Raw genomic sequence first — 22,844 nt, 5'->3', positions numbered from 1 at the left:
GGCACAAACGCCATTCACTTCAGCATAACACGAGCATTTGGGTGGGGCTAGGCGTGCCAAGCTTTTCTAACACTTTGTTAAGCTCAATAGGCTACCCGTAGATCGCCAACGCGGCGGGTAATGTGCAGTTGATCGCAGTGTTCGAGCATGGCCTGGGCATATTTACGGCTGGTTTGCCAAGCATCACGGGCTTGGGCAAGGCTGATGCTTTGGCCAGCAGCAAGTTGCTCAAGTACCCAAGTATGCATCTGTTGGTATTGCTTCGGCAAGAAATAGACCTCTGCGCCAATATGAATCAATTGCTCGGTTTGTAGCAAATAGCGCCAAAGTTCTTGATCAAGCTTGGGCCATTGCTCACGGCTTGGCGGTAGGGCTGGATTGCTTTGCCACAATCCCAACAAGGCTTGGATTTGGGCTTGTTGGCTAGGGCTAGGTTGGGCTTGATGTTCAGTTAGCTTAATCTGCGTAGCTTCAATGCTGAGCCATGGTTGCTCGGCTACAGCGTTTAATATTTGATTAAAGCTGTTGGCTGCTAACCCCATCCGTTTGCGTAATTCCTCACGGGGCATGGCTGAGCGTAACGGCCACATGGCATGATATTCGGCCAGAATCTGGCGCAAATTGGCTTGTAATTGGCTCCAATAAGCTATGCTTGTGATTAAACTGCTAGCCGTGAGTGTCGCCATTGTTGCTGAGACGATGCTGATTAAGCCGTTGTTGCAGCCAGTATTGAGCGCAGCTAGGGCAGTTGGCGAATCGAAGCCGCTGCGTTGTTGCAGTTCCTGCCAGGTTAAATATTGCTGTTGAATGTGCTGTAACAGAATTTCATGAGGCAAGCCATTGGCTAATTGTTGCAACTGTTCAATCACAGCTGGGCGCATGCGCCGATGGCGTTGGGGATGGGCATCGAGCACCCGTATTCCGGCAAGCGTGGCGGCAGGCGAGGCACGCCGTAAAATTCCACGATCGCCGCGTTGGGCAATGCTTGGTTGATGTAAGCGCAATTGGCCAAAGGCTTGTTGTTTGGCTGGCAAGCCGTCGCAATCGAGCAGGGCGAGGGTGCAACTCAGTTCGGCACTACCAAGGTAAAGTTGTAGAGGCTGATTATGGCTCAAGCTTGGGGCATCGGCGGTGGTTTCAATCAACACATCAAGTAAGTTGGTTGGCTCAAAGGTTTGCGGCAATGTCAGTACATCGCCACGCTTGAGACTTTGGCGTTCGATGCCGCTCAGATTAACCGCCACGCGCATGCCTGCCTGCACGCTGGCGTAACTGATTTGCTGCGATTGCAGGCCGCGAATCCGCCCACGCAATTGTTGGGGCAGAATTTCGATTTCCATGCCCACGCTTAAATTGCCGTCGCGCAGCGTTCCAGTGACGACTGTGCCAAAGCCATCGATGCTAAACATCCGATCGATCGGCAAGCGCGGATGGTGTTGCTGGATTGTTCGGGCTGGCAGCTGGCTGATTAATTGGTCAAGCGCTTGGCGCAATTGAGCCATGCCAGCCCCAGTTCGCGCCGAAACTGGCACGATTGGCGCATTGGCAAGGCTGGTAGCGGCAAATTGCGCCTGAATGTCGCTGCTGATAAATTCAAGCCATTCAGCATCAACCAGATCTATTTTGCTAATGATGATCAACCCATGCTCAATGCCCAATTGATTGAGAATTTGTAAATGTTCATGGCTTTGGGGCTGCATGCCTTCATCGGCGGCAACGACGAACAGCACCCCATCAAAACCAGTTGCCCCAGCCAACATATTTTTGATTAGCCGTTCATGGCCCGGCACATCAACCAGATTGACCGAATGACCAGCGGGTGTGCTGAACCAGGCAAAGCCCAGATCAAGCGTCATTTGGCGGCGCTGTTCTTCTGCCCAGCGATCGGGGTTGATGCCTGTCAGGGCTTGAACAAGGCTTGATTTGCCATGATCAACATGGCCAGCAGTGCCGAGCGTAATTCCCATTAGCGTAAATGAAACACCAGAAAATCCTTGCCAACGGCGCTGCTAATGCGGCGCAACTCGCCTTCGGGATATTCCTGTTGCAATTGATCAATATGCGCTTGATCGTCGGGATTGAGAATGTAAATTAATGGCCGATTGCCTGGTACGACCAGCGCCATTTCGGGTTTAATCGTGTTGTTGACATACCATTGCATATCATTCAGATGCACGCTGATATTGCGCGATTCCTTCCAGAAATAGCTGTTGAGCATGAGATAGGCATTTTCGTAGGGCACGCCTTGGGCATCGCGATAGTAGCGAATTGCATCGGCAACCTCACGGTTATTCGGGATAAAGCCTGTGTATTGGCGGGCCATATCAACAAAGTAGCGCTGGAAATTTTCGCGCCCAGCCCATGCCAGCAGCCAGATGGTTAAGCCAATGCTCAGCAATCCACTCACGGCTGATTTGCCGCGCCACCATTGCTCAAACGGCTTGGCTTTGGTTAGCCATTCAAGCGCCAAGGCTAGCGGTGCAGCGGCCATAGTAAAAATCACTGGCATCAGCACGCCAGTTCGCGCCGCGCTGGGGTTCTCGATTGGGTAGGCTAAGCTCAACGTTGTGGCTAAACCAAGTAATGGCAATGCGACGACGAGCATCCACCAACGCCATGAACGCTCAACCACCAACCTCCATACGACGATTGGCAAACTCAACAAGAGCAAAGCCGCACTGACAATATCAAGCAATGGATCGAAACGGACATTATTAACTTCGTTACGATCGCCACGCCAGTTAAAAGCGACTGCTAAATTAACATTATTGGCAACGAATTTTTTAATATCGCATTCACGTTCGCTGCTCGTAGTTTGGCAAAATTCGCGGCTAATATCATCGGTATGGTTGCTGGTACGGGTGCTGACGCGAAACCAAAAGACATCGGGGTAATCGAGCATGAAATGGCCTAGTGGCAAGAAAATCAAGGCGGTTGTAATTAACGTCAAGCTGCCATGGCCGAGCAATTTGAGCCAGCCTTTGGGATTGCGTCGTCGTCGCTCAAACAGCATCAGGCCAAATACGGCGGCAATGACGAAGGGTACTGCTCGCACGCCGATATAGCCATATAAACCCATGCCCATCCATAACCCGACCAACAAGGCATCGCTGCGTTTGCCCAAGCGCACATAGCGCCAGAGCGACCACAACACCAGCGCAGCGGGCAAGGTGGCGTAAGGAAAGCGCAACCCCATGCGGGTGGTTTCGAGCGGCCATTTGCCCAGCGCATACAAGGCGGCACTCAAAATGCCCAACTTGCGCCCGCCCAGCTCACGCGCAAACAAATAGATAAACGGAATCGTCAGGGTGCCGATAATCACATTGCCAAGTTTGAGCGCGATAAAGCCAAACGGCACACCAAAAAAGCGAATCAACATGGCGATGTAATAGAATTGGCCTGGCTCGCGGCCTGTGTTATTGGGCAAAAATAATGGGCGACCACCCTGCAAAATGGTGTAAACATCTTCCATCTTCCAGCCATGGTCAACCGTCATGTCATACGGCATTTGATCGAGCCGATATAGCCGAATCCATAAGCCAAAAGCAGTGACAATCAGCAAACAGCCGAAGGTCAGCCATGCCCGTTGGGTTTCGGCCCGATCAGCTTTGGGCAAGCGTGGGCGATGCCAGGGCATCCATGCCAACAGCCATAAGCCAATCGCAAGCAGCCATGTCCACGTCGAGAGTGGGTTGAATTCATTGCCAAAGAGATTATTCCATGCGACGAAACCGCTGAGCAAAGCAACTGCACTTATGCCAAGCCGCAAGGTTAGGTGATCTAACGGCTGATCATTGAGTTCAGGCAAGCTATCAGCTTGTGGCGGTTGGCGCTTGATCAGCCACCACCAAATGCCGAGCGCAACCGCTGCCCCAAGCAAAACTGCCCCATTGAAATGGCGGAATTCAAGTTGAGCTTGCACCTTGAGCATGAGCGCTAGGGCTGTTCCAAGCAAGCCTAAAAGCCAAAGCCAGCCTAGACGCTGGCTTGGGAAGACACCTCGTAGCATGGACACGATCTCCTGACAGACTTAACTCAAGGGCTTGCGGGCTTTAACAAAGACATTCACAAAGCTGCGTTTATCTAAAGTTTCTGGGCGTTCATTGAGTTGGTCAACATAATTGATAATGCCGCGTGCAAGGTTGAGTGGATTCAATTTGCTGCCTTGGTTTTGGTCGCCACGCATGCGGTCGGCGCTTTTCATCCAGCTTTCAGGCAAGATACCCGATTCAATTAAAGGCTTGCCAATGCCATATACCACATAAGGAGTCATCGGAATAGCGTAGTGAGTAGCTTCTTCGCAGCATTCAACCTCGAAATCGGCCATCCGCACTTGACGTACCAATTCGGCTGGCTCATACAAGCGCACATGGTTTTCCCAAATGCTGCCAAATTTGGTATGGGTGAAGGGTTTGCCACCAAGCCGCGTCCAGATCCAGCTGGCGGGGTCCCACCACAGCGGATAATTGGCATGCGGCACTGAAATTGCCAAGATGCCACCAGGCTTAATGATGCGGCGCAATTCGTGCAAGGCTGCCTGTTGGTCGGGAATATGTTCGAGTACTTCTGAGAGCAGAATTTTATCGAAGCTATTATCGGCAAAGGGCATGCCTTGGCCATCGCCGCGTACAAAGGTCGCGCGATTGGCATGTTCTTGACCAACCAAGAGTCGATCAAAGGCTTCATCAAAGCCCACAACATGCAAATCACGCAGCTTATCGATCATCTGGGTATAGAAGCCATAGCCACAGCCACAATCCAGCACCGTATCGCCAGCTTGCAAATCAAGATATTGCATCAAGCGGCGGGCGCGGCGGCTATAGGCAGGGTCGGCCTCGTTGCGCAGCATTGTATCCATCAGGGCTGCATCGTGTGGGGCTAGTGGGGCATAGGGTTGTTCGGTCATGTTCATCGCTCTTCCTTATACAACCGATGCAGAAACGGGCTGACCACACATTTCGGCCATCGTCCGCTCGTAGCTATCGAGAATGGTTTTGACTGAAAAGACTTGTTCAACTTTGGCTGGCTGCACTTTATAGGTTTCAGGGTTTTTAAGCACTTCAATAATGCCATCGGCTAAGGCGCGAGGGTTTTGAGTTTGCACCAAGCGCCCAAAGCCGGTTTCCTGCACGACAACCCGTGCGCCTGGAATATCGCTGGTGACCAACGGCGTGCCCGCTAGTAAAGCCTCGATCTGCACCATTGCCAAACAATCGGTGCGGCTGGGCAAGGTAAACAAGTCGCACATTGCATAAAAATTGGCAAGTTTTTGCGCATCGCGCAACAAACCGAGGAACACAATTCGTTCGCGGTTTTGCTCGATCATTGGCAAACAGGTGGAATAAAAATCTTCATAAACCATTTTGTGCTCGCCAGCAAACACAAAGCGCACCTCAGGAAAGACTTCGGCGATCATTGGCATAGCTTTGAGCAAGAAATCAAAGCCTTTTTCTTCAACGAAGCGCCCTGCAAAGCCAACAATTGGCTTATCGCTGATTCCAAGTTCAGCCTTCCAAGCGGCAACTTGGCTTGGATTGGGGGTTGGTAAATCAACTGGTGGGTAAATATAGGTCAATTTATTGGTGAATTTTTGCAAAAAGCTGGAGTTTGCGGCGTAATCGCGACTATAGGCACTAACCCGCCGCGCCAATTTGCCTGCTAAAACCATTTGCCCAATCATCACCTTCTCGATCGCCCGATTGATCAAGCCAGTTGGCATGACCAAATCGCCGTGATGGCTCATCAACAATGGTTTATTCATTGCGCGGCATAAGCCTGAGAGCAGCAAGGCCTCAAGTTGAGGCGTATGCACATGCACCACATCGTGGCTACGAATCAGTTTAGCGGCGACAAATGGGAAATTGAGTGCGAGCATGCCACGGCTAATTTGAGCCGCAGGCTTAAGCCGCAATACATGCACCCCATTCAAGATTTCTTCGGTTGGCAGCGTTGGCTCATGCTGGATTGTTAAGACGGTGACGTGGTGTCCACGAGCTGCGAGTCCTTCAGCCACCCGTTGGGCATGCATTGTCAAGCCCGTCCAGTGTGGCGCGTAGTAGGTCAAGGCAGATAATATTTTCATGGGAAAAGTCCAGCCATACTAGTTAAACGTGGCTCATTATACCTTATCTATAGAATGGGGATCGGGGACTGGTTGTTGGGGATCGGGGATTCGATTCACAAAGGACACGAAGGCACGCAGCTACATGAAGGAGTGTTTATGTCGTTCTTCGTGCTCTTCGTGTCCTTCGTGGTTAAATGCTCTGCCCCTTAACTTTTTCGCAACCGATTGACCCACTTTAACAAGCGCATCACTTTGCCATTTTCGAGGCCTTTGATGTGCTGCTCAAGCTGAGCGATATGGTCGTTTTTTTCAGCAACCACCCGATCAAGCTCATCCATGCGGTAGCGCATGCTGGTGTGGCCTTGTTGCTTGCTTTGGGCTTTGACGGTGCGGCGTTTATCGGCAGCATAGTGTGGTTGGCGACAAAACTCGACCAACGGCGCACAAGCTTGTTCCCACGTATAAGCCTGTTGGATTTGGGCAAATTGGGCTTGGCGTTGCTGACGATCGGCTGGTTGTTCGGCAGCATGCACCAACGCCTTAACCCAACCCTGAACATCTTCGATTGCGACAACCTGGCCAAGCTGTTGTTGCTGCACCAAATCGGCCAAACTATCGCCCGCCGAAACGATCATTGGCAAACTGGCCCAGAGGTAATCGAGCAAGCGCGTGCGAAAAGCAAAGCGGGTTTCAGTATGATTATGATGAGCGCTAACCCCAAGATCTGCCTCAAGCAAATAGTTGACCCGTTGATCATAGGCGACCCAGGTTTGATTGAAAAAGACCGTTTTAGCATATAAACCTAGCTGTTTTGCTAGTTCAACAGCCTCGCCATACCGCTGCATCACCCCAACATCTTGGGCATTCGGGTGTTGCCCGCCCATAAATACCAACTTTAATTGGGGGTAGCTCTGCTGCAATTCGGCCATGGCGCGAATGATTGTCAATGGATCAAGCCATTCCCAGATACCGCCGCCCCATAACGCAATCACATCGGCGTGATTAATGCCCTCAATTACGCCACGCATGACCGGCTGGGTTGCTTGGGGTGGCTCACTGGGCAAGCCAAATGGCACGATGTCGATCAGTTTGCGCAAGGTTGGATCATTGCGATAGTGCTCTGGAGTCAGGCGCTTGCTAACGGTCAAGGCTCCCAGCCACAAATCGCGCTGGCGTTCACTAGCACAGATGAAGAAATCGCCAAGCGCTAGCTGTTCAGTCAAGGCTGCCACACTTGAATCGTTGAGCTCAATCGCGCGTTCGAGGCTTAATCCGCGTCTTTCGGCTAGTTCGAGCGCCTCAAAATGAAATGGATCGTAGAGATCGACAACCAAAATGCGTTCAGCATTGACCAATTGGGGATACTTTTGCAAGCTATAGCCTTGGACAATCAGCACTTCAGCATTCAGCGCCAGCTCGCCCAAACTTGTGCCATCGTTGCTAGGGAAGGCGATAGTTTGGACATTAGGAATAACCAGATCTGATCGATCCGGCGCTGCTAATACCACGTTGCACGATTGGCTTAGTTGCTTGGCGATTTGCACGCTACGAATTGCCGGACCAGCCAAAGCCTCGTGTAACGGATCAATGCTGACAATCAACACATTTGTGGTAGGGTTGGGCATAAGTTCTCGCAATTTAAAGCTATCAATCAATTGTTCTTGTTGCATATGCAATTGAATATCAATATCGATCAGGCCGAATGGTTGTTCAAATAAATTAAACAATTCAGCATCGCTACGTTGGCGAAGCTTTTGTAGGCGTTGGCGTTCAGCCCACAAGCTCTCCCACCCATCAAGCACATCGCCCAAGGCTGCGATATAGCTCAACATAATTTTGGGGACTTGCATGGTGCTGGTTTGATCGCCCTGTTTACGCAAACGTAAATCAAATTCTTTGCGATCAAAGCCACCACTGCCATCAAGCAAACTGCGCTGAATAATCAATAACAGGGCGGCTGGCAGAATGCGCCACAATTGCTCATCGGCATAATGTTTGATGATGGTGCGCAGGGCGTTGCGCTCAAGCAATGTGCGAATTTGATGCCCGCCCATGGTGTTGGCGGTGGCATGTTGGCGGTGATAGACGACTGCTGCTGGATTAAAGCGAATTTGGTAGCCCAACAACCATGCTCGCCAGCCAAAATCGACATCTTCAAAATAGGCAAAGTAGCTTTCGTCGAAGCCACCAATGGCCAAAAACGCCGCCCGATCGGCCAGCATGGCTCCACCACAAGCAAACAGTTGTGGGCCAGCTTGGCCGGCAACACTGGCAGTTGGCATACGGGTAAAAGGCTGATTGCCATGGCCAAAAATATTCAGCGCCGCTTGAATAAAATCAATCTGCTGGCCTTCCCAATTGAGCATTTTTGCGCCAACCGCAAGCACCTTTTCAGCTTGATGAGCTTCGATATCGGCAACTAAATGCTCGATCCAGTTAGGGTCGGCTTTGGCATCGTTATTGATCAAGGCCACATATTGGGCTTGACTGAGCCGTACAGCCTGATTGACGGCTGGAGCAAAGCCCAGATTCTCACGATTTTCAATTAAGCGAACCTTGGGAAATTGCTGGCGAATCAGATCGCAAGAGCCATCGTGCGAGGCATTATCGACAACGATTATTTCAAGCGCATTGCTTGGGTAGCGCTGAGCAAACAACGAATTTAAACAATCAACAAGGTGTTTTTTACCATTGAAATTGATCACAATGATCGAAACGCTGGGCCGATCCATGCACAACCCTTCGGAATTACAGGCCACAATCAGCCAGCATCGTACCATAAAACGCCAATCTGCATACAATAGCTGCAAGAATATTTTGCGACGGAGTGTTTATGCCACGACCTGTGTTTATCGATTTGTACTTTACCTTGATTGAACCAGATCCAGCCTACAACTGGGCCAGTTTGGCGGCCCCATTGTTGGGCATCGAACAGCATGCCTTTCATGCTGCGGCTGGGCGTTCATATCAAGCGCGGATGGTTGGCACCTATCGCTTGGCCGAAGAGATTGTTGATCAAACCTTGGGCTATTTGGGCATTACGGTTACGCCTGAAGTGCATGCCACGCTGACCAAACAACGCTTGGAGTTTTTCAGCACGCTTCGCGTTTATCCCGATTCGATTCCAACCTTGCAAGCCTTGCGAGCACGCGGCCACCAAATTGCCTTGGTTACCAACTGCTCAGCTGAAACGATTCCGATGATGGAGCCGCTGGGCTTGCTGAATTTGTTTGATGCAATTGCCTACTCCTGCGATGTGCGTTCGGCCAAGCCTGAGCCTGGCATTTATCAACATGCGCTTAATGCCTTGGGAGTTGATTCGCGTGAGGTGGTCTATGTTGGCGATGGCGACACCCAAGAGCATGCTGGCGCAGCCAAATTTGGTATGACCACTGTACTGCTCCAGCGGCCTGAAGCCAAAGTTCGGGCTGTGCAAACCGATTATGTAATTAACTCGCTGACTGAATTATTAGATTTAGCGCCACTGAGCCAAGGAGCCTAATGCTAGCAGTTATTATTGCCGACGCGCCGCAAGCCGATATTCGGGCGGCTTTGCCTTTATTGAGCAGTACCGATTTATTGATTGCTGCTGATGGCGGGGCACGTCATGCCTTGAATCATGGCGTAACGCCGCATGTGATTATCGGCGATTTAGATTCGATTCAGCCTGCAACCTTGGAGATTATGCAAGCCCGCAAGGTTGAGATTCAGCGCTTTCCGGCGGCCAAAAACGAAACCGATCTGGAGTTGGCGTTGTTGTTAGCGGTTGAACGCGGCGCAGATCAGATTCGGATTTTGGCGGCGCTTGGTGGTCGACCCGATATGCATATGGCCAACCAACTCTTGCTGACCCATCCAGCCTTAATTGGGCGTGATGTGGCGCTGCTTGATGCCAACTGGGAAGTGCGCTTGATTCGTGATCAATTGCAGCTGCACGGCAAACTTGGTTTGCGGGTTTCGCTGTTGCCCTTGGGTGATGTGCAAGGCGTACGGACTGAAGGTTTACGCTACCCATTGCGCGACGAAGATTTGCCGATTGGTCCAGCGCGAGGCGTTAGCAACGAATTTGCAACAGAATCGGCGCAAGTTAGCATTCGCTCAGGGCTGTTGTTGGCGATGATCGAACGCGAGCTACAGTCGGGCTACTTGGCTTAAATGAAACAGGCGGAGCAACTATTGCCCCGCCTGTTTCATTCCGAAATTAGTTATTCAGCAGTAATCAGATTCTTGCCGAATTGCAAGCTTGGTGCTGCAAACGTAGCGGTTTCTGCAAACACGATGACATCAGTGGTTTCAGGTACCGTCATGGTTGCGGCATCGGTCACGACTGGCTCGGCGGCGACACTTGGGCTACCGCTCAAATATTGGCGGAACCACAAGATTTGTTCTTGAGCGGCGCGATATTGGTTCGCTGGATCGCCCAAACCGTGGCCTTCGAGTTCAAACGTCACCAACTTGACGCGGTGCTTTTGAATTTCGATTTGGTCATGGAAGTCAACGGCATACTTGACTGGCAAGAAGTCGTATTCGCCATGGAACAACAGGGTTGGGGTGCGCACGCGATCAGCGCGATTCAATGGCGAATCGGCGGCATATTCAGCGGGCTTATCCATTGGTGTGCCACCTTCGAGGTAGGCAATTAATGGTCCCAAGCCAAAGTGGAATTCATTAGCATTGTTGAGCAAGGTACATTGTGGGTTGGCGGCAGCGTAGCGAGTTGGATGGCGGGTGATACTTTGGGCGCTGAAATAGCCGCCGTATGAACAACCGGTAACCCCAACTTTGCCTTGCGAAGTCCAACCACGTGAGATGGCTTGACCAATAATTTCAGCGCCTTCGTCGATGTCGATCTTGCCGAAGTTATCGTTATCAGCCAAGGCGTTCAAGAATTCTGGCCCGAAGCCCAAGCGGCCTGGCAGTGGCACATACAACACGGCGATGCCAAAGTTTGGCAACAGGTTGTAAGGGTTTTCGGTGTTTGAGGCAAAGATTTGGGTCATGGTGGCGCGTGGGCCACCTTCTTGCCACATCACGATTGGCACATCTTTTGGTGGGAACTCAGCGCCAGCAGGTTGAATTAAGAAGCCATTGCGTTGTGCGCCACTGCTGACGGTAAACGAAACGTTATCAACCCGAATATTATTGATCTTTTCCAGCTCGGCGTTAGCCCAAGTCAAGCGACTGAGCGCTTGGCCATCCCAGTTCAAACGATAGACATCGGCTGGTTGGTTGAATGACATGTAGCTAAAGATCAACTGGCGGCTCATGTTGGTGGTAATCACCCCAAAATAGGTGCCATCCATGCTTGATACTTTGCGGAACTCACCTGAGCCTTGGTTGAAGTAGTACAAGCCTTGATTGGTGCCATTGACCGCATTGAACAAGACTTCATCTGGTGAGAGATAGAAGAAGCCCGAGGCTTCTGGGGTTTGCAATTCGGGCGCGTATAATTCACGTTGCAACGTGCCATCAACGCTACGGAATTGGAAACTCGCCATATCTGGGAAGATATAGGTTGGGTGTGGGCGACCAGCGATTTGGGCTGGGCGTTCCAAACGCACAATATAGCGTTGGCCGTCGGTGCTCCATTCGATGTCGCGTACCACCCGACCATCGCCATCAACGGCTCGCCATGCTTCTGGCTGGAAGTTGCCAGTCGTCAGATCGAAGATATCGAGCACATTTTCGGTGAAGAGTGGGTTATCTTTGGGCGACAAACCACCAAGCGCATCTTGGGTCATGATATCAACCAAGCGCTTTTCGCCAAAACCTTCGCCCAAAATCACCGTATCGCGAATCAAGGCAAATTTGCTGCCATCTTTTGACCAAGCATAATCGTAGAGCAAGGTATGATCAGGCACGCTGTAAAGTGGGGTTAATTCGCCAGTCGTCAGATCGAAGATTGCCAAATCGAGGGTTTCTTCGCTCATGTGGCGGCGTGAATCGGTATGGCTATAGTAGGCAATCCGATCCTTGGGTTGAACCCGCTCCATGGTGGTTTTAGGAGCTTCGATATTGAAGGGCAACTTCACCGAATCAGGTGATTGGCGCATTGCTTCAAGATCAAGTTGATCGAAGGTTACCACCAACAGGCGTGAGCCGTTAGGTGCAATCGATAACGGCAAGAATGGCAAATCAACTGGATACAAGCTAATTTGGCCACTATAGCGATTAATTGACAGCACCATCCCACCCATAAACAGGTCGTATAAGACTTGACCAATATTGTCATTGTCAAGCCAAACCATTTCGGTGGCTGCCAAAGGGAAGAAATCGCTATCTTCGGGTAGTTGCAATGGCTGAATTGGTACAATCGAGCCATCAACAACATTTAAGAAAGCTGAACCAGTATCGCTATAACGGTAGTTGCCAATCACCACGGTTGTATCATCGGGGCTGATCGTGGTGCCAACGCGGGGATAGGTGTTGTCTTGCAGTTGCGCGAGTTTAAGCAACTCGTCTTCGTCAAGCAGCAACTCAGGTTCTTCAAAGTAGGGTACATTGACAATTTCTGCCGAGGCAGGCATTGTCGTAAACAAGATCGCCAACAAAGCCAGCAATAAGCTGATGCGTCGTCGCATAACGCTTGTTTCCTCCTAGAGCAAAGCTCTTCCACACAAAGCCCAACATGCGAACATTTCCAACTAAGGTCTACTTTAGCAGATTTGCTGCTAAAAAACGAGAGCAATTTTGCCAACGATTGCTAGCAGAATGTACGCTAGCAATCGTTGGTTTGTTGCATTACTCTGGTTGCCGTAAGGCCTGCCACATTGCCCCAAACGAGGCTTTGCTACCACGCAACAAGGTGCTAGCCCGAAACATACGAGCCGTAACAAATTGCAAGCCCAAGACGGTCAGGGTCATCAAGACCACCGAAACCGCTACTTGCCAAAATGGCACGTTGGTTAAAACGCTGCGAATTGTCAGCACAACCGGCGCAGTCAATGGGAACATGCTGAGCGCTGTGGTAAAGCCACCATTTGGTTGATCAATAATGATGCTCAGAAAGATCAACGGAATGATAATTGGCAAGCCAACAATCACGGTTAGCTGCGAGCTTTCACGCATGGTATTGGCAACCGCACCAATTCCAGCCATCAGCGAGGCATACATAGCATAGCCTAGCAAGAAGCTAATCAAAGCCAAAAACCACGCCCCAAGTGGAATCTCAACGTTGGCCAGCATGCTGCTCAATGACGCACCCTGACCAGTTACAACCGCACCAATCGTGATCCAGATGCTGACTTGAATTAAGCCCAATAAGCCTAAACCAAGAATTTTGCCTTGTAACAAACTGCGTGGCCGGAGCGACGAAAGCATCACTTCAATCACACGATTTTCTTTTTCTTCGATCAGCGATTGCAACAATAAGTTGGCCGATGAGAAGATTGAGATATACAACAGCAATGCCAAGCCCATGCCCAAAATAAAGGCCGATTGCATACGTTCGCCTTCATTGGCAGCTTTGTTGATTGGACCGTCTGGCCCTTCGACTTTAAGCTGAGCGGTTGGCTGTTGGGTTAAAAAGGCATAGCTGCTACCAGTATCGGGATATAAACTGGTGCTCAGGAGCAATTCAAGCAGCGACGATTGGAGCGAATCGCCAAATGGATTGACTTGGTTGCTATAGCGTTGCACCTTGCCAGTTGCCACATAATCACTAGGAATAACATACAAGGCTGGAATATCGGCTTTTTCCAAGGCCGCTAAACCTTGGTCGATATCAGGGTATTGCAGATATAATGAGGCAGTTTGTGGATCAAAGCTGCTCGGAATGCCCTTGATCACGCCACTTTGATCGACAAAGCCGATTTTGAGTTTGCCCGCCAAAATATCTTCGCTGATTTTGGCGGGGTCGCCTAAACCTGGCACCGCAAAACCATCGCGATTGCTATTGGCATCCGAGCGACCCAAAAAGCTAATCACCGCAATCATCAAAGGCATACCAAACACAGCCAACCAAAAGGTCGGCTTGCGAATATGTTTGATAAATTCATTTTGGGCGACGCTGAACATTTTATTCGCCATGCTGACCTCCCAAGCTCAAGGCACGCCGTACATCGGCCCACGAAAGTCGTTTGCCATAGCGCAACATACCAACCCGCACGATCCGCGCTGAAAGCCAAATCATAAAGATCGCCATGCCAATCAGCAACAAGACCGAGAGGCCAATTTGCCAGGCTGGAACGCTAACTAAAGCCACCCGTTGCATCATCACAATTGGCGAGGTGAAGGGGAATAGGCTCAGGAACAGCGCTAATGGGCCATTGGGGCTTTCAATAATCAAGGTGATAAACCAGACTGGCGAAATCATCAGCAGCGAGATAATCCCTGAGAATTGTTGGCCTTCTTGAACTGCCGAAACGCCAGCCCCGATTGCGCCGAGTGCACCTGCAACCATCAAATAGGCTGGGATGAACATCACCACGCCAATCAGCAACACATTGGTTGGTAAAGTTAAATTGGCCATGCCTTCGATATTGGCGCGGGCAATCGTAAAGCCGAGCAGGGCAGTGCCAACCCAGATGCTAATTTGAGTTAAGCCAACCAAGCCTAGCCCGACAATTTTGCCCATCATCAGCTCGAATGGGCGCATTGAGGTGGCTAAAATCTCCATTACCCGCGATTCTTTTTCCTCGACCAAGGCGGTCATCAGATAAGCGCTTGAGCTAAAGACGGTGATGAAGAAGAAGATGCCAAAGATGTAGGGCGTGAAAAACAGCAAAATACCTTGGCCTTCGCTGATTTCAACATCGCTATTAGGCTTGCGGTTATAAACCTGATCGATTGGTTCCAATACCCGTTTGCCATCCAGTGGTGCTTGATGGCTGATCAAGGCTTTTTGTAGGTAATCTTTGAAGCGGCCTTGGGCATCGCTGCTCAAATTGCCCTCATCGGCAACTCCACGCAATGCGCCAGTTTGCAAATAATCGCTGGGAACAACCAAATAGCCATCAATTTCTTGATTGCTGAGCGCAGTTTTGGCTAAATTTTCATCATCAAACCGAATGATTGCTACATCTTTGCGCAATGTATCGGTGATTGTGACTGTAGCTGGTAGTTGGTTGGTGATGCCAGCTTGATCAACTACCCCCAAGCTATTGCTCTGATCGCCAAAGACGATAAAAGCAAAAATCGCCGCAAAGATTGCTGCTAGCAACAGTGGTGTGCCAAAAGTGGCGATCAAAAAGCCTTTGCGTTTGGCATGGACAGCGTATTCATGAGCAGCGATCGTCCACCATTTTGCCTTGTTCATTGGCCACGCTCCCCATTAACCACTCGCACAAAAATATCGTCGAGTGAGGGAATCGCCACTTCAAAGCGATCAACGGTGGTGTCGCTGCGGCTGGCCAAGGCTTGGAAAACACTTTGAGGGCTGGTACCAGCTTGCAAATTGAGCTGCACTTGGCCGTTTTCAGCTTGGACGCTCTCAATGCCTGGCAAATTATCGAATGAGCCATGACCTTCGACCCACACTGCATTGGGGGCAAAACGGCGACGCACATCACGTAATGTCCCATTCAAAACAATCTCGCCACGATTGAACATCACAATTCGGTCGCACATTTCTTCGATTAAGTGCATTTGGTGGGTACACATCAGCACTGCCCGACCTTCACGCCGAATATCAAAGAGCAGATCTTTGACCATGCGCGTGTTCACGGGGTCAAGCGCTTCAAATGGTTCGTCGATAATTACAATATCGGGTTCGTGCAAAATAGTTGTGCCAAATTGCACTTTTTGCTGCATACCTTTACTTAGCTCGCTGACCTTTTTTTGGGCAACATGACCAAGCTCGACTCGTTCGAGATAGGCGCTGGCACGTTTGCGAGCCTCATTGCGCTCAAGGCCTTTGAGTGTGGCCAAATAGACCATACAATCTAAAACTTTAAGGTTGCGATACAGACCGCGTTCTTCGGGCAGGTAGCCGATACGGTTCTTTTTGGCTTCATCCATTGCACCGCCCAGCACCTCAATCGAGCCACTGTCGGGGCGCAAAATATCCAAAATCATGCGGATAGTGGTGGTTTTACCCGCACCATTGGGGCCAAGTACCCCAAACAATTCGCCAGGTTCGACGTTAAAACTTACTCCACGAACTGCTTCAGTTCCGGCAAAAGATTTTTTAACATCAACAATATTTAACATTGCCATGCAATCGTTTCCTCCTGTAGGCTAGGAGCCTACCCACTGCCTAAGCATACCATGGCTGACCGATCGTTAAACAGGTATTCGAGAGCGAACCGCCCTCGTCCTTAAGAATGAATGGGCTGCTAGATCTTCCTCTAGCAGCCCATTGCAGATATTCAATTCAGCACGATTTATAGCTTATGGGCAACTGACACTGTGGTTGCCCAAGCCACTGAATGTATCAAGGCTATAGCTATCCCATGTGCTGCTTGGTGTGAATGTATCGCTGCGATTGGTATCGCCTGCGCTGATCGTGGCTTTGCGGCGCAGCGTGCGATCGGTGGTCGTGCCACCCCAACCGCTGCTGCCTGGATCGTTGCCAACTTGGCCAAAGCTATCAACCACCGTGCCATTGTAGGTCAGCACAAGTGCATCATTGCCATTAAAGTTGGCCACGCTGCTGGTGATGTTAGCGAGATTTTGCACACTACTTGAGGCCGAGGCATTGGCAATCACATAGGTTGCGCCATTGGCGACCGAACCACTCAAATTTACGCTACTGCTGACGCTGGTCGAGCCGTTGGCATACAACTGAATGCTGTAGCCACTGAGGCTGACGCTGGCTCCAGTATTATTGTAAAGCTCCAAAGCTTTGTTGTTGCTGCTGCCTTCAACATATTCTGAGAAGAACAAGCGGCTCGATGTACAGCCAGTGCTTGGAGTTGGGGTAGCCGTGCGCACTGGAGTAGCGGTTGGGTTGGTTACCGAGGTTGGCACAGCTGTGGGAATTGGCGTGGTTGAGCCATCAATGCGGGCTTCGATTACGCCTTGGATGCTGGTTGAGACATTTGAAAGGAAGTTATAGCCAGTCAGGCTTTCGAGGGCATCGACCGTGGTCAGATAATCGCGCCAATCGTTATCGCGAATACCTTGCACATTCGGCATATTAATTGCGATGACGCGGGTGCTGTTGCTGACGCGGCTCAGGTCGTTGCTACCTTGGCTCAGCACCACGATGATTTTCCAAGTTGAATTTGGAATTCGCACCTTGCCGCTGGCGATTGTGCCCCGTGAGCCAGCCCCGCCACTGATGATATACAACTCATTGCCAGCGCTGACCAACTCGCGAGCATAGGTTTCGAGGTCAACCCATGGGCCTTGGTTGTTATCGGGTGCTTGGGGAATAATGTTGGTCATGTAGAAGGTGGCTTGGTTATCGGCGGTGGTGGCGGTGCGATCGCCTGAGGGAGTCATATGGCCGCGATCGTAGCCGCTGCCGCTGTAATCGCTGGTGGCAACGCGATACCAACCACTAGGTAAGCTGGTGTCGGTTTGGAAATCGCTGCGCGAAACGCTGCCAATATCGCCGCTATCGAGGTGCCAACTGACCCAATTGGCAATCCCATTATCGCGGTGATACGAGAGCGCGTATTGGTTGCGTTGAATTAAATAATTGGTAGGATAGCTGCTGCTGGCGACAGCCCCGCTGGGATTGCCCAAGACCAAATTATCGCTACTGACGGTTTTGGCATGCGTTGGTTGCACCAAGCTAGCCCCAACAAACCCAAGGACGAACAACGCGAGCAGGGTAATCAGCCGACGATCCTTCATGTAACTTCCTTTCAGAATGGAATTGCTGATCTGATGTGGCGTTTCGTTATTCTTTGTTCCTAGTTTGGTACTATAGAATACCATACTTAATAATTTATTAAAACAGGGTCAAAGGCTAGTTATATTTGTGGGGTCTAAAAATGACGATTGAGCTAGCTCCAAAGGGGGATTTAGGGGTAAGCAGAGTAAGTTAATCATGCGAAATCAAGCATGCTGGTAGCTATAAACATTGCTAAAATGGCGACAATTGAGCGATTATTTGAGCCATGGATGAGGGCTAAAAATTCAAATCGGCGTGGTTGACAGCATCAAGGCTCTCTGCTATAATCCGATGCCGTGTTGTAAAGAAAAAATGTTATAAGAGGGCGGGCAGATGCCCCTCTCTTTTTTATCGGCGGCGGACCAAACCGCCAGAAGGAGCGGCATCGTGTACGCCATTATTCGAGACCGTGGCCAACAGTATCGCGTTGAGCCAGGCCAAACATTGCAAATTGCCTTGACCGACGCTGAAGATGGAAGCACTATCGAATTTAATGAAGTCTTGATGGTTGGTGGCAGCGACACCCTTGTCGGCTCCCCATTGATCAGTGGCGCAGTTGTGAAAGCAACCGTTGGCGAAGTTGTGAAGGGCGAAAAGATTATCGTGTTCCGCTACAAAGCAAAGGCACGCTATCGCCGCCGCACCGGCCATCGCCAAAAATACACTGAAATCACCATCAACGATATCGTAGTTCCCAGCAAGTAATATGACCGCGCGGTTGGCCCGCGTCTGAAAGGAGCCTGCAAATGGCACATAAAAAAGGTGTAGGTAGCTCGCGAAACGGGCGCGACAGCAAGCCGCAAATGCGTGGAATCAAACGCTTTGGTGGTGAGTTGGTGCAGCCTGGTTCAATCATCGTTCGCCAATGTGGCACCAAAGTGCGCCCAGGCGCAAATGTTGGCCTTGGCCGCGATTACACCATCTACTCGATGATTGATGGTCATGTCAAATTCGAAGATTACAGCCGCACCCAAAAAATGGTGAGCGTTGTACCTGCTGAAGCTGAAGCCTAAACCAGCATCACCATCGAGGAGTTATCATGAAGAAGAACATTCACCCAAAATATTATCCAAATGCCAAAATTGTGGTGAACGGCGAAGAAGTCTTGATTACTGGCTCAACCAAGCCTGAATTGCGCTTGGACGTTTGGTCAGGCAACCACCCCTTCTACACCGGCGAACAACGCATTCTGGATACCGCTGGCCAAGTTGATCGCTTTATGAAGCGCTTGCAATCAAGCCAAGAAAAGCAATCAGATGCCCAACGCCGCCGCGAAGCTCGCGCTCAACAAGCCCCCAAAAAGCGCAGCCTCTACGATGAAGTCTACGGCGAAGAATCAGCTTCAACCGAAGAATAAGGTTTCATCGTTGTTCTGATATTCGAAAGAGCCACGCGATTCCTTGTGGTGTCGCGTGGCTCTTTTGTTGCCTCGCGACCCTCGTTCCTCTAAAATGCTATAAGGAGTTGTCATGCAACGTGGTGGGATTGAAGTTGTTTGCGGCAGTATGTTTAGCGGCAAAACCGAGGAATTGATTCGCCGCGTCAAGCGTGCCCAAATTGCCCGGCAAAAAATTCAGGTGTTTAAGCCAGCGATCGATACCCGCTATTCTGATGAAGAAGTAGCTTCACATAATGGCGTTCGCGTGTTGGCAACGCCAGTGCAAACTGCTGCCGATATTGCCGCCGCAATTGCGCTTGAAACAACCGTTGTGGCAATTGATGAAGTGCAGTTTTTTGACCCAGCTGTGATCGATTTATGCGATTTGTTGGCGCATCGTGGCGTGCGCGTGATTGTCGCTGGCCTCGATCAAGATTTTCGTGGTGAGCCATTTGGCCCATTGCCAATCTTGCTGGCCAAAGCCGAAGAGGTGACCAAACTACAAGCGATTTGTGTGATTTGCGGTCAGGCTGCTTCGCGCACCCAACGCTTGATCAACGGTATGCCAGCCTCTTATGATGACCCAATTATTTTGGTTGGAGCGCAAGAAGCCTACGAAGCTCGTTGCCGCCGCTGCCATGAAGTGCCACGCACCTATCGCAACGGCAATCATGCCAAAGAAACCGCAGTCAATAGCTAACGATGCTGGGCTTGCAGCAACAATCAACTTCATCGCAGCCAAGCGCCGATTTTGCGCTCGCATTGTGCTCATTTGTTGGTTACTTTGCTGCAAGCCATGTCCCCGATCAGCCTGCCTATGTCGTGCCTGCCACCGCGCTTGATCGGGCAATTCCACTCATGCCCACTAGTGTGTTGCCTTATCTTTCGTTATACCCCTTTTTGGGCTTGAATGCTGCCTATTTTTGGCCAAAACCCAGGCAAGCCCGCCGGGTGTTTCAGGCAATCACCCTGCTGAATAGCCTTGGTTCGATTGTATTTTGTAGTGTTCGAACTACCGTTCCACGCCCTCAATCAACCAAGAGTCGGCTGCTGAATTGGCTTTGGCGGGTTGACCCACCCTATAATGCTTTGCCAAGTTTGCATACTGCCTATGCAGTGGTTTTGGCCGAGGCCCATTGGCGGGTGCGCTCACCATGGCGCTGGCTGGTCAGTGCTTGGGCGATGGCGATCATCATCAGCACCCTCACCACCAAACAACACCATCTTTGGGATGTACTTGGTGGCATTGGGCTTGCTCGTTTGGTTGCTGGCAAACTCTTCGCTGATTTATCACCCGTACATCAGCTTTAATCTGAACGACATAACCTCAGAGCAATGGTATAATAGCCACATTGTTTAAGTAGGAGAGTCCACGGTGAATAATCAGCAGCTTAAACAAATCTATCGAATTGTTTCGATTGTTTTGGTGGTACTTTTGGTGCTTTCGTTAGTCGCTAGCATTTTTATTGGCGTATAAGCAATCTATCATTGCATATCGACGCTATGTTTGTTAGCCTGAGAAGATATTTGGTGTTTGGTCGCTAGGAGCGCTTGGCATGGCAGATGAATTTTATCAGAAATATGGCCCAATCGAGCGTCGTCGCCAAAATGGCGATGTGCAACAGTTTGATGCAACTGCTCCCTTGGCCGACGATCTCCCCGTTCGATCCGCTGCGCCGCCAAAGCGTAAACGCAGTCGCCTACGTACTTTTATGTGGGGCGCTGGCATTACGCTCGGCTTGGTTGGCTTGTTGTTTGGCATCGGTTTGTGGTATCTCAATCGGACTTTTGAAGGTCGAATTTACCCAAATGTGGCGATTCAGGGCATCGATATGAGCCAGAAAACCCCTGAAGAAGCCAAGGCTTTGCTCACCGAACAATATGCCGATTTGCTCAAGCGCCCAGTTGGCCTAAGTTTCAATGGCCAAACTTGGGAGCCAACCGCCGATCAAGCAGGTATCAGCCTTTCAATTGAGCAATCGGTTGATGAAGCTTACAGCCTTGGGCGGGGTGGCAACATCATCAATACCTTGCAGGCGGTTTCGGGCATTTGGCAAAATGGTTATGATATTCCGTTGGCAGTAACCGTTGATCAAGCGCAACTGAGTGAGTATCTGATGACTTCAACCAACGATTTGATCACCGCGCCAGTCAATGCTAATTTGATCGTTGCTGGCAACACTGCCACAATGACGCCGGCTCGTGAAGGTCGGCTGATTCTGATCGATGAAACTGCCCAAGATATTTTGACCCAATTGCAAACACTCTCACCTGCTCAAGTTGTCTTACGCACCGAAATGGTGATGCCAACCGTGCTTGATGATGGGGTGTTTGAGGCTAAACAAACCATCGATGCAGTGTTGCAATCGCCATTAACCTTGATTGCTGGCGATTTGCAATGGGAACTCAGCACCGATGATCTGCGTGCTTTGATTCGACTTGACACCCACACTGATGCCAATGGCAAAACGAAAATGGTGGCTTCGTTGAACGATCAAATGATTCGTCAACGGGTTGCAACCTTTGCCGATGAAATTGGGCGTGGCTCAGTCAACCCGCGCGTGGCCTGGGATGGTGGGGCACTCACGATTGTGCGCGAAGGCCGCACCGGTTTGCGTCTCGATGAAGAAGCCTCGGCCCGCCGCATTATCGAGCAAGCCACGATTGGCGAAACCCGCACGATCGAATTGGTTATTCGCGAAGTGCAGCCCGATGTTACCGCTGAAAATATTCATAGCCTGGGAATTGTTGAAGCAGTTGGGGTTGGCAAAAGCTCCTACAAAGGTTCAGCATCCTATCGTGTGACCAATATCAAAGCTGGCTCACGCTTGCTTGATGGGATTTTGATCAAGCCAGGCGAGGAGTTTTCGTTCAACAATGCGGTTGGCTCAATCGACGAATCCAATGGCTTTGTTAAGGGCTATGCAATTGTTGGCAATCGCACCCAAGAAGAATGGGGCGGCGGGATTTGCCAAGATTCAACCACGCTGTTTCGAGCGGCGTTCCACGCTGGCTTGCCGATCACTGAGCGTCATACCCACTCGTTCCGCATTTCGTGGTACGAAGTCTATGAACCCTATGGCATGGATGCAGCGATTTTCACCGGAGCCTTGGATTTCCGCTTTGTCAACGATACGGGCAAGTGGCTGTTGCTCAATACCTATGTTGATGATTCGACGGCAACTGTAACCTATGCCTTGTATGGTACGGCTCCCCAGCGCGAAGTGATCCTCGATGGCCCTTATGTGACCAAAGAGTATCCCAAGCCAACCGAGCCAACCTTTATAGCTGATCCTAAAGAGCCAGTTGGGGTCTTTCATCAAACCGACACCGCCCGCGATGGCATGGATATCATCGTTTATCGCATTATCCGCCAAAATGGCCAAGTGATTTTGCGCGAGCCATTCAATACCCATTTCAAGCCATGGCCTGATATTTATGTGCATAATCCGGCAACTCCGTTGCCACCAAAGGGTTGTAAACCAACCGATCCATGTGCTAATCCAGCAACGCCAACGCCAGAACCACAGCCGCCGCAACAGCCTGAGCCAACGCCTGAGCCACAACCAGAGCCAACGCCAGGTGGCGAGATTGTAGTACCAACGCCAAATCCCTAATGA

General features: G+C 50.5%; 17 protein-coding genes and 1 pseudogene. 8 read left to right on the top strand and 10 right to left on the bottom strand.

Annotated elements, in window-relative coordinates; genetic code table 11:
• Positions 1 to 83: 83 nt before the first annotated feature.
• The 5 genes from selB to LCH85_05355 all read right to left on the bottom strand — a co-directional run bounded on the left by selB (position 84) and on the right by LCH85_05355 (position 8,796).
• Entirely contained in the window at positions 84 to 1,967 is a 1,884-nt protein-coding gene (selB, locus tag LCH85_05375; GenBank protein MCA0351406.1) for a selenocysteine-specific translation elongation factor, read from the bottom strand.
• Positions 1,967 to 4,009 carry a glycosyltransferase family 39 protein gene (locus tag LCH85_05370; GenBank protein MCA0351405.1) on the bottom strand — a complete coding sequence of 681 codons (2,043 nt, stop codon included), beginning with the start codon at positions 4,007 to 4,009 and terminating at the stop codon, positions 1,967 to 1,969. Before LCH85_05370 ends, selB begins: the two co-directional genes overlap by 1 nt.
• A 21-nt stretch (positions 4,010 to 4,030) precedes the next feature.
• Positions 4,031 to 4,912, bottom strand: a complete 882-nt coding sequence (locus tag LCH85_05365) for a class I SAM-dependent methyltransferase (GenBank protein ID MCA0351404.1) — start codon at positions 4,910 to 4,912, stop codon at positions 4,031 to 4,033.
• A 9-nt stretch (positions 4,913 to 4,921) separates the two neighbouring features.
• Positions 4,922 to 6,082 carry a glycosyltransferase family 4 protein gene (locus LCH85_05360; GenBank protein ID MCA0351403.1) on the bottom strand — a complete coding sequence of 387 codons (1,161 nt, stop codon included), beginning with the start codon at positions 6,080 to 6,082 and terminating at the stop codon, positions 4,922 to 4,924.
• Positions 6,083 to 6,270: 188 nt separating this feature from the next.
• Positions 6,271 to 8,796, bottom strand: coding sequence for a glycosyltransferase (locus LCH85_05355; GenBank protein ID MCA0351402.1), 2,526 nt, complete (start codon positions 8,794 to 8,796; stop codon positions 6,271 to 6,273).
• A gap of 101 nt (positions 8,797 to 8,897) precedes the next feature.
• On the opposite strand from LCH85_05355, the gene LCH85_05350 reads away from it, so the two are divergent.
• Together LCH85_05350 and LCH85_05345 are read left to right on the top strand one after the other, a co-directional pair.
• A complete protein-coding gene (locus tag LCH85_05350; protein ID MCA0351401.1) occupies positions 8,898 to 9,566 on the top strand; it encodes an HAD family hydrolase in 669 nt (222 codons plus the stop codon).
• Complete coding sequence (locus LCH85_05345; protein ID MCA0351400.1) at positions 9,566 to 10,219, top strand: thiamine diphosphokinase; 654 nt, start codon at positions 9,566 to 9,568, stop codon at positions 10,217 to 10,219. Before LCH85_05350 ends, LCH85_05345 begins: the two co-directional genes overlap by 1 nt.
• A gap of 50 nt (positions 10,220 to 10,269) precedes the next feature.
• On the opposite strand, the gene LCH85_05340 is transcribed toward LCH85_05345, so the two are convergent.
• The 5 genes from LCH85_05340 to LCH85_05320 all read right to left on the bottom strand — a co-directional run bounded on the left by LCH85_05340 (position 10,270) and on the right by LCH85_05320 (position 17,806).
• Entirely contained in the window at positions 10,270 to 12,645 is a 2,376-nt protein-coding gene (locus LCH85_05340; protein ID MCA0351399.1) for a prolyl oligopeptidase family serine peptidase, read from the bottom strand.
• Between the two features lie 160 nt (positions 12,646 to 12,805).
• The gene (locus tag LCH85_05335; GenBank protein MCA0351398.1) at positions 12,806 to 14,092 is read right to left on the bottom strand and encodes an ABC transporter permease; all 1,287 of its coding nucleotides are present in this window, start codon (positions 14,090 to 14,092) and stop codon (positions 12,806 to 12,808) included.
• Positions 14,082 to 15,320 carry an ABC transporter permease gene (locus tag LCH85_05330; GenBank protein ID MCA0351397.1) on the bottom strand — a complete coding sequence of 413 codons (1,239 nt, stop codon included), beginning with the start codon at positions 15,318 to 15,320 and terminating at the stop codon, positions 14,082 to 14,084. Before LCH85_05330 ends, LCH85_05335 begins: the two co-directional genes overlap by 11 nt.
• Positions 15,317 to 16,219: an ATP-binding cassette domain-containing protein gene (locus LCH85_05325; GenBank protein MCA0351396.1), complete on the bottom strand. Its 903-nt coding sequence runs from the start codon at positions 16,217 to 16,219 to the stop codon at positions 15,317 to 15,319. The genes LCH85_05330 and LCH85_05325 overlap by 4 nt, the downstream gene beginning before the upstream one ends.
• 174 nt (positions 16,220 to 16,393) lie before the next feature.
• Positions 16,394 to 17,806, bottom strand: coding sequence for a DNA/RNA non-specific endonuclease (locus LCH85_05320; protein ID MCA0351395.1), 1,413 nt, complete (start codon positions 17,804 to 17,806; stop codon positions 16,394 to 16,396).
• Between the two features lie 427 nt (positions 17,807 to 18,233).
• Between LCH85_05320 and rplU the strand changes: the two genes are divergently transcribed.
• The 6 genes and pseudogenes from rplU to LCH85_05290 all read left to right on the top strand — a co-directional run bounded on the left by rplU (position 18,234) and on the right by LCH85_05290 (position 22,841).
• Positions 18,234 to 18,551, top strand: a complete 318-nt coding sequence (gene rplU / locus LCH85_05315; protein MCA0351394.1) for a 50S ribosomal protein L21 — start codon at positions 18,234 to 18,236, stop codon at positions 18,549 to 18,551.
• Positions 18,552 to 18,592: 41 nt separating this feature from the next.
• A complete protein-coding gene (rpmA, locus tag LCH85_05310; protein MCA0351393.1) occupies positions 18,593 to 18,859 on the top strand; it encodes a 50S ribosomal protein L27 in 267 nt (88 codons plus the stop codon).
• A 23-nt stretch (positions 18,860 to 18,882) separates the two neighbouring features.
• A pseudogene (rpmE, locus tag LCH85_05305) lies at positions 18,883 to 19,074 on the top strand (50S ribosomal protein L31).
• Positions 19,075 to 19,315: 241 nt separating this feature from the next.
• Complete coding sequence (locus LCH85_05300; GenBank protein ID MCA0351392.1) at positions 19,316 to 19,924, top strand: thymidine kinase; 609 nt, start codon at positions 19,316 to 19,318, stop codon at positions 19,922 to 19,924.
• Positions 19,925 to 19,935: 11 nt separating this feature from the next.
• Positions 19,936 to 20,535 carry a phosphatase PAP2 family protein gene (locus tag LCH85_05295; GenBank protein ID MCA0351391.1) on the top strand — a complete coding sequence of 200 codons (600 nt, stop codon included), beginning with the start codon at positions 19,936 to 19,938 and terminating at the stop codon, positions 20,533 to 20,535.
• A 245-nt stretch (positions 20,536 to 20,780) separates the two neighbouring features.
• Positions 20,781 to 22,841 (top strand): peptidoglycan binding domain-containing protein, encoded by a 2,061-nt coding sequence (locus LCH85_05290; protein MCA0351390.1) that lies wholly within the window; start codon positions 20,781 to 20,783, stop codon positions 22,839 to 22,841.
• The last annotated feature ends 3 nt before the right edge of the window (positions 22,842 to 22,844 follow it).

The sequence above is a fragment of the Chloroflexota bacterium genome, assembly GCA_020161265.1.
Classification (GTDB): domain Bacteria; phylum Chloroflexota; class Chloroflexia; order Chloroflexales; family Herpetosiphonaceae; genus Herpetosiphon.
This window is presented reverse-complemented; position numbering and strand designations above follow the sequence as displayed.

Coding starts and splice junctions, on each gene's coding strand:
- selB (MCA0351406.1), bottom strand. CDS start 1,967: ATGGGAATTACGCTCGGCACTGCTGGCCATGTTGATCATGGCAAATCA.
- LCH85_05370 (MCA0351405.1), bottom strand. CDS start 4,009: ATGCTACGAGGTGTCTTCCCAAGCCAGCGTCTAGGCTGGCTTTGGCTT.
- LCH85_05365 (MCA0351404.1), bottom strand. CDS start 4,912: ATGAACATGACCGAACAACCCTATGCCCCACTAGCCCCACACGATGCA.
- LCH85_05360 (MCA0351403.1), bottom strand. CDS start 6,082: ATGAAAATATTATCTGCCTTGACCTACTACGCGCCACACTGGACGGGC.
- LCH85_05355 (MCA0351402.1), bottom strand. CDS start 8,796: ATGGATCGGCCCAGCGTTTCGATCATTGTGATCAATTTCAATGGTAAA.
- LCH85_05350 (MCA0351401.1), top strand. CDS start 8,898: ATGCCACGACCTGTGTTTATCGATTTGTACTTTACCTTGATTGAACCA.
- LCH85_05345 (MCA0351400.1), top strand. CDS start 9,566: ATGCTAGCAGTTATTATTGCCGACGCGCCGCAAGCCGATATTCGGGCG.
- LCH85_05340 (MCA0351399.1), bottom strand. CDS start 12,645: ATGCGACGACGCATCAGCTTATTGCTGGCTTTGTTGGCGATCTTGTTT.
- LCH85_05335 (MCA0351398.1), bottom strand. CDS start 14,092: ATGGCGAATAAAATGTTCAGCGTCGCCCAAAATGAATTTATCAAACAT.
- LCH85_05330 (MCA0351397.1), bottom strand. CDS start 15,320: ATGAACAAGGCAAAATGGTGGACGATCGCTGCTCATGAATACGCTGTC.
- LCH85_05325 (MCA0351396.1), bottom strand. CDS start 16,219: ATGGCAATGTTAAATATTGTTGATGTTAAAAAATCTTTTGCCGGAACT.
- LCH85_05320 (MCA0351395.1), bottom strand. CDS start 17,806: ATGAAGGATCGTCGGCTGATTACCCTGCTCGCGTTGTTCGTCCTTGGG.
- rpmA (MCA0351393.1), top strand. CDS start 18,593: ATGGCACATAAAAAAGGTGTAGGTAGCTCGCGAAACGGGCGCGACAGC.
- LCH85_05300 (MCA0351392.1), top strand. CDS start 19,316: ATGCAACGTGGTGGGATTGAAGTTGTTTGCGGCAGTATGTTTAGCGGC.
- LCH85_05290 (MCA0351390.1), top strand. CDS start 20,781: ATGGCAGATGAATTTTATCAGAAATATGGCCCAATCGAGCGTCGTCGC.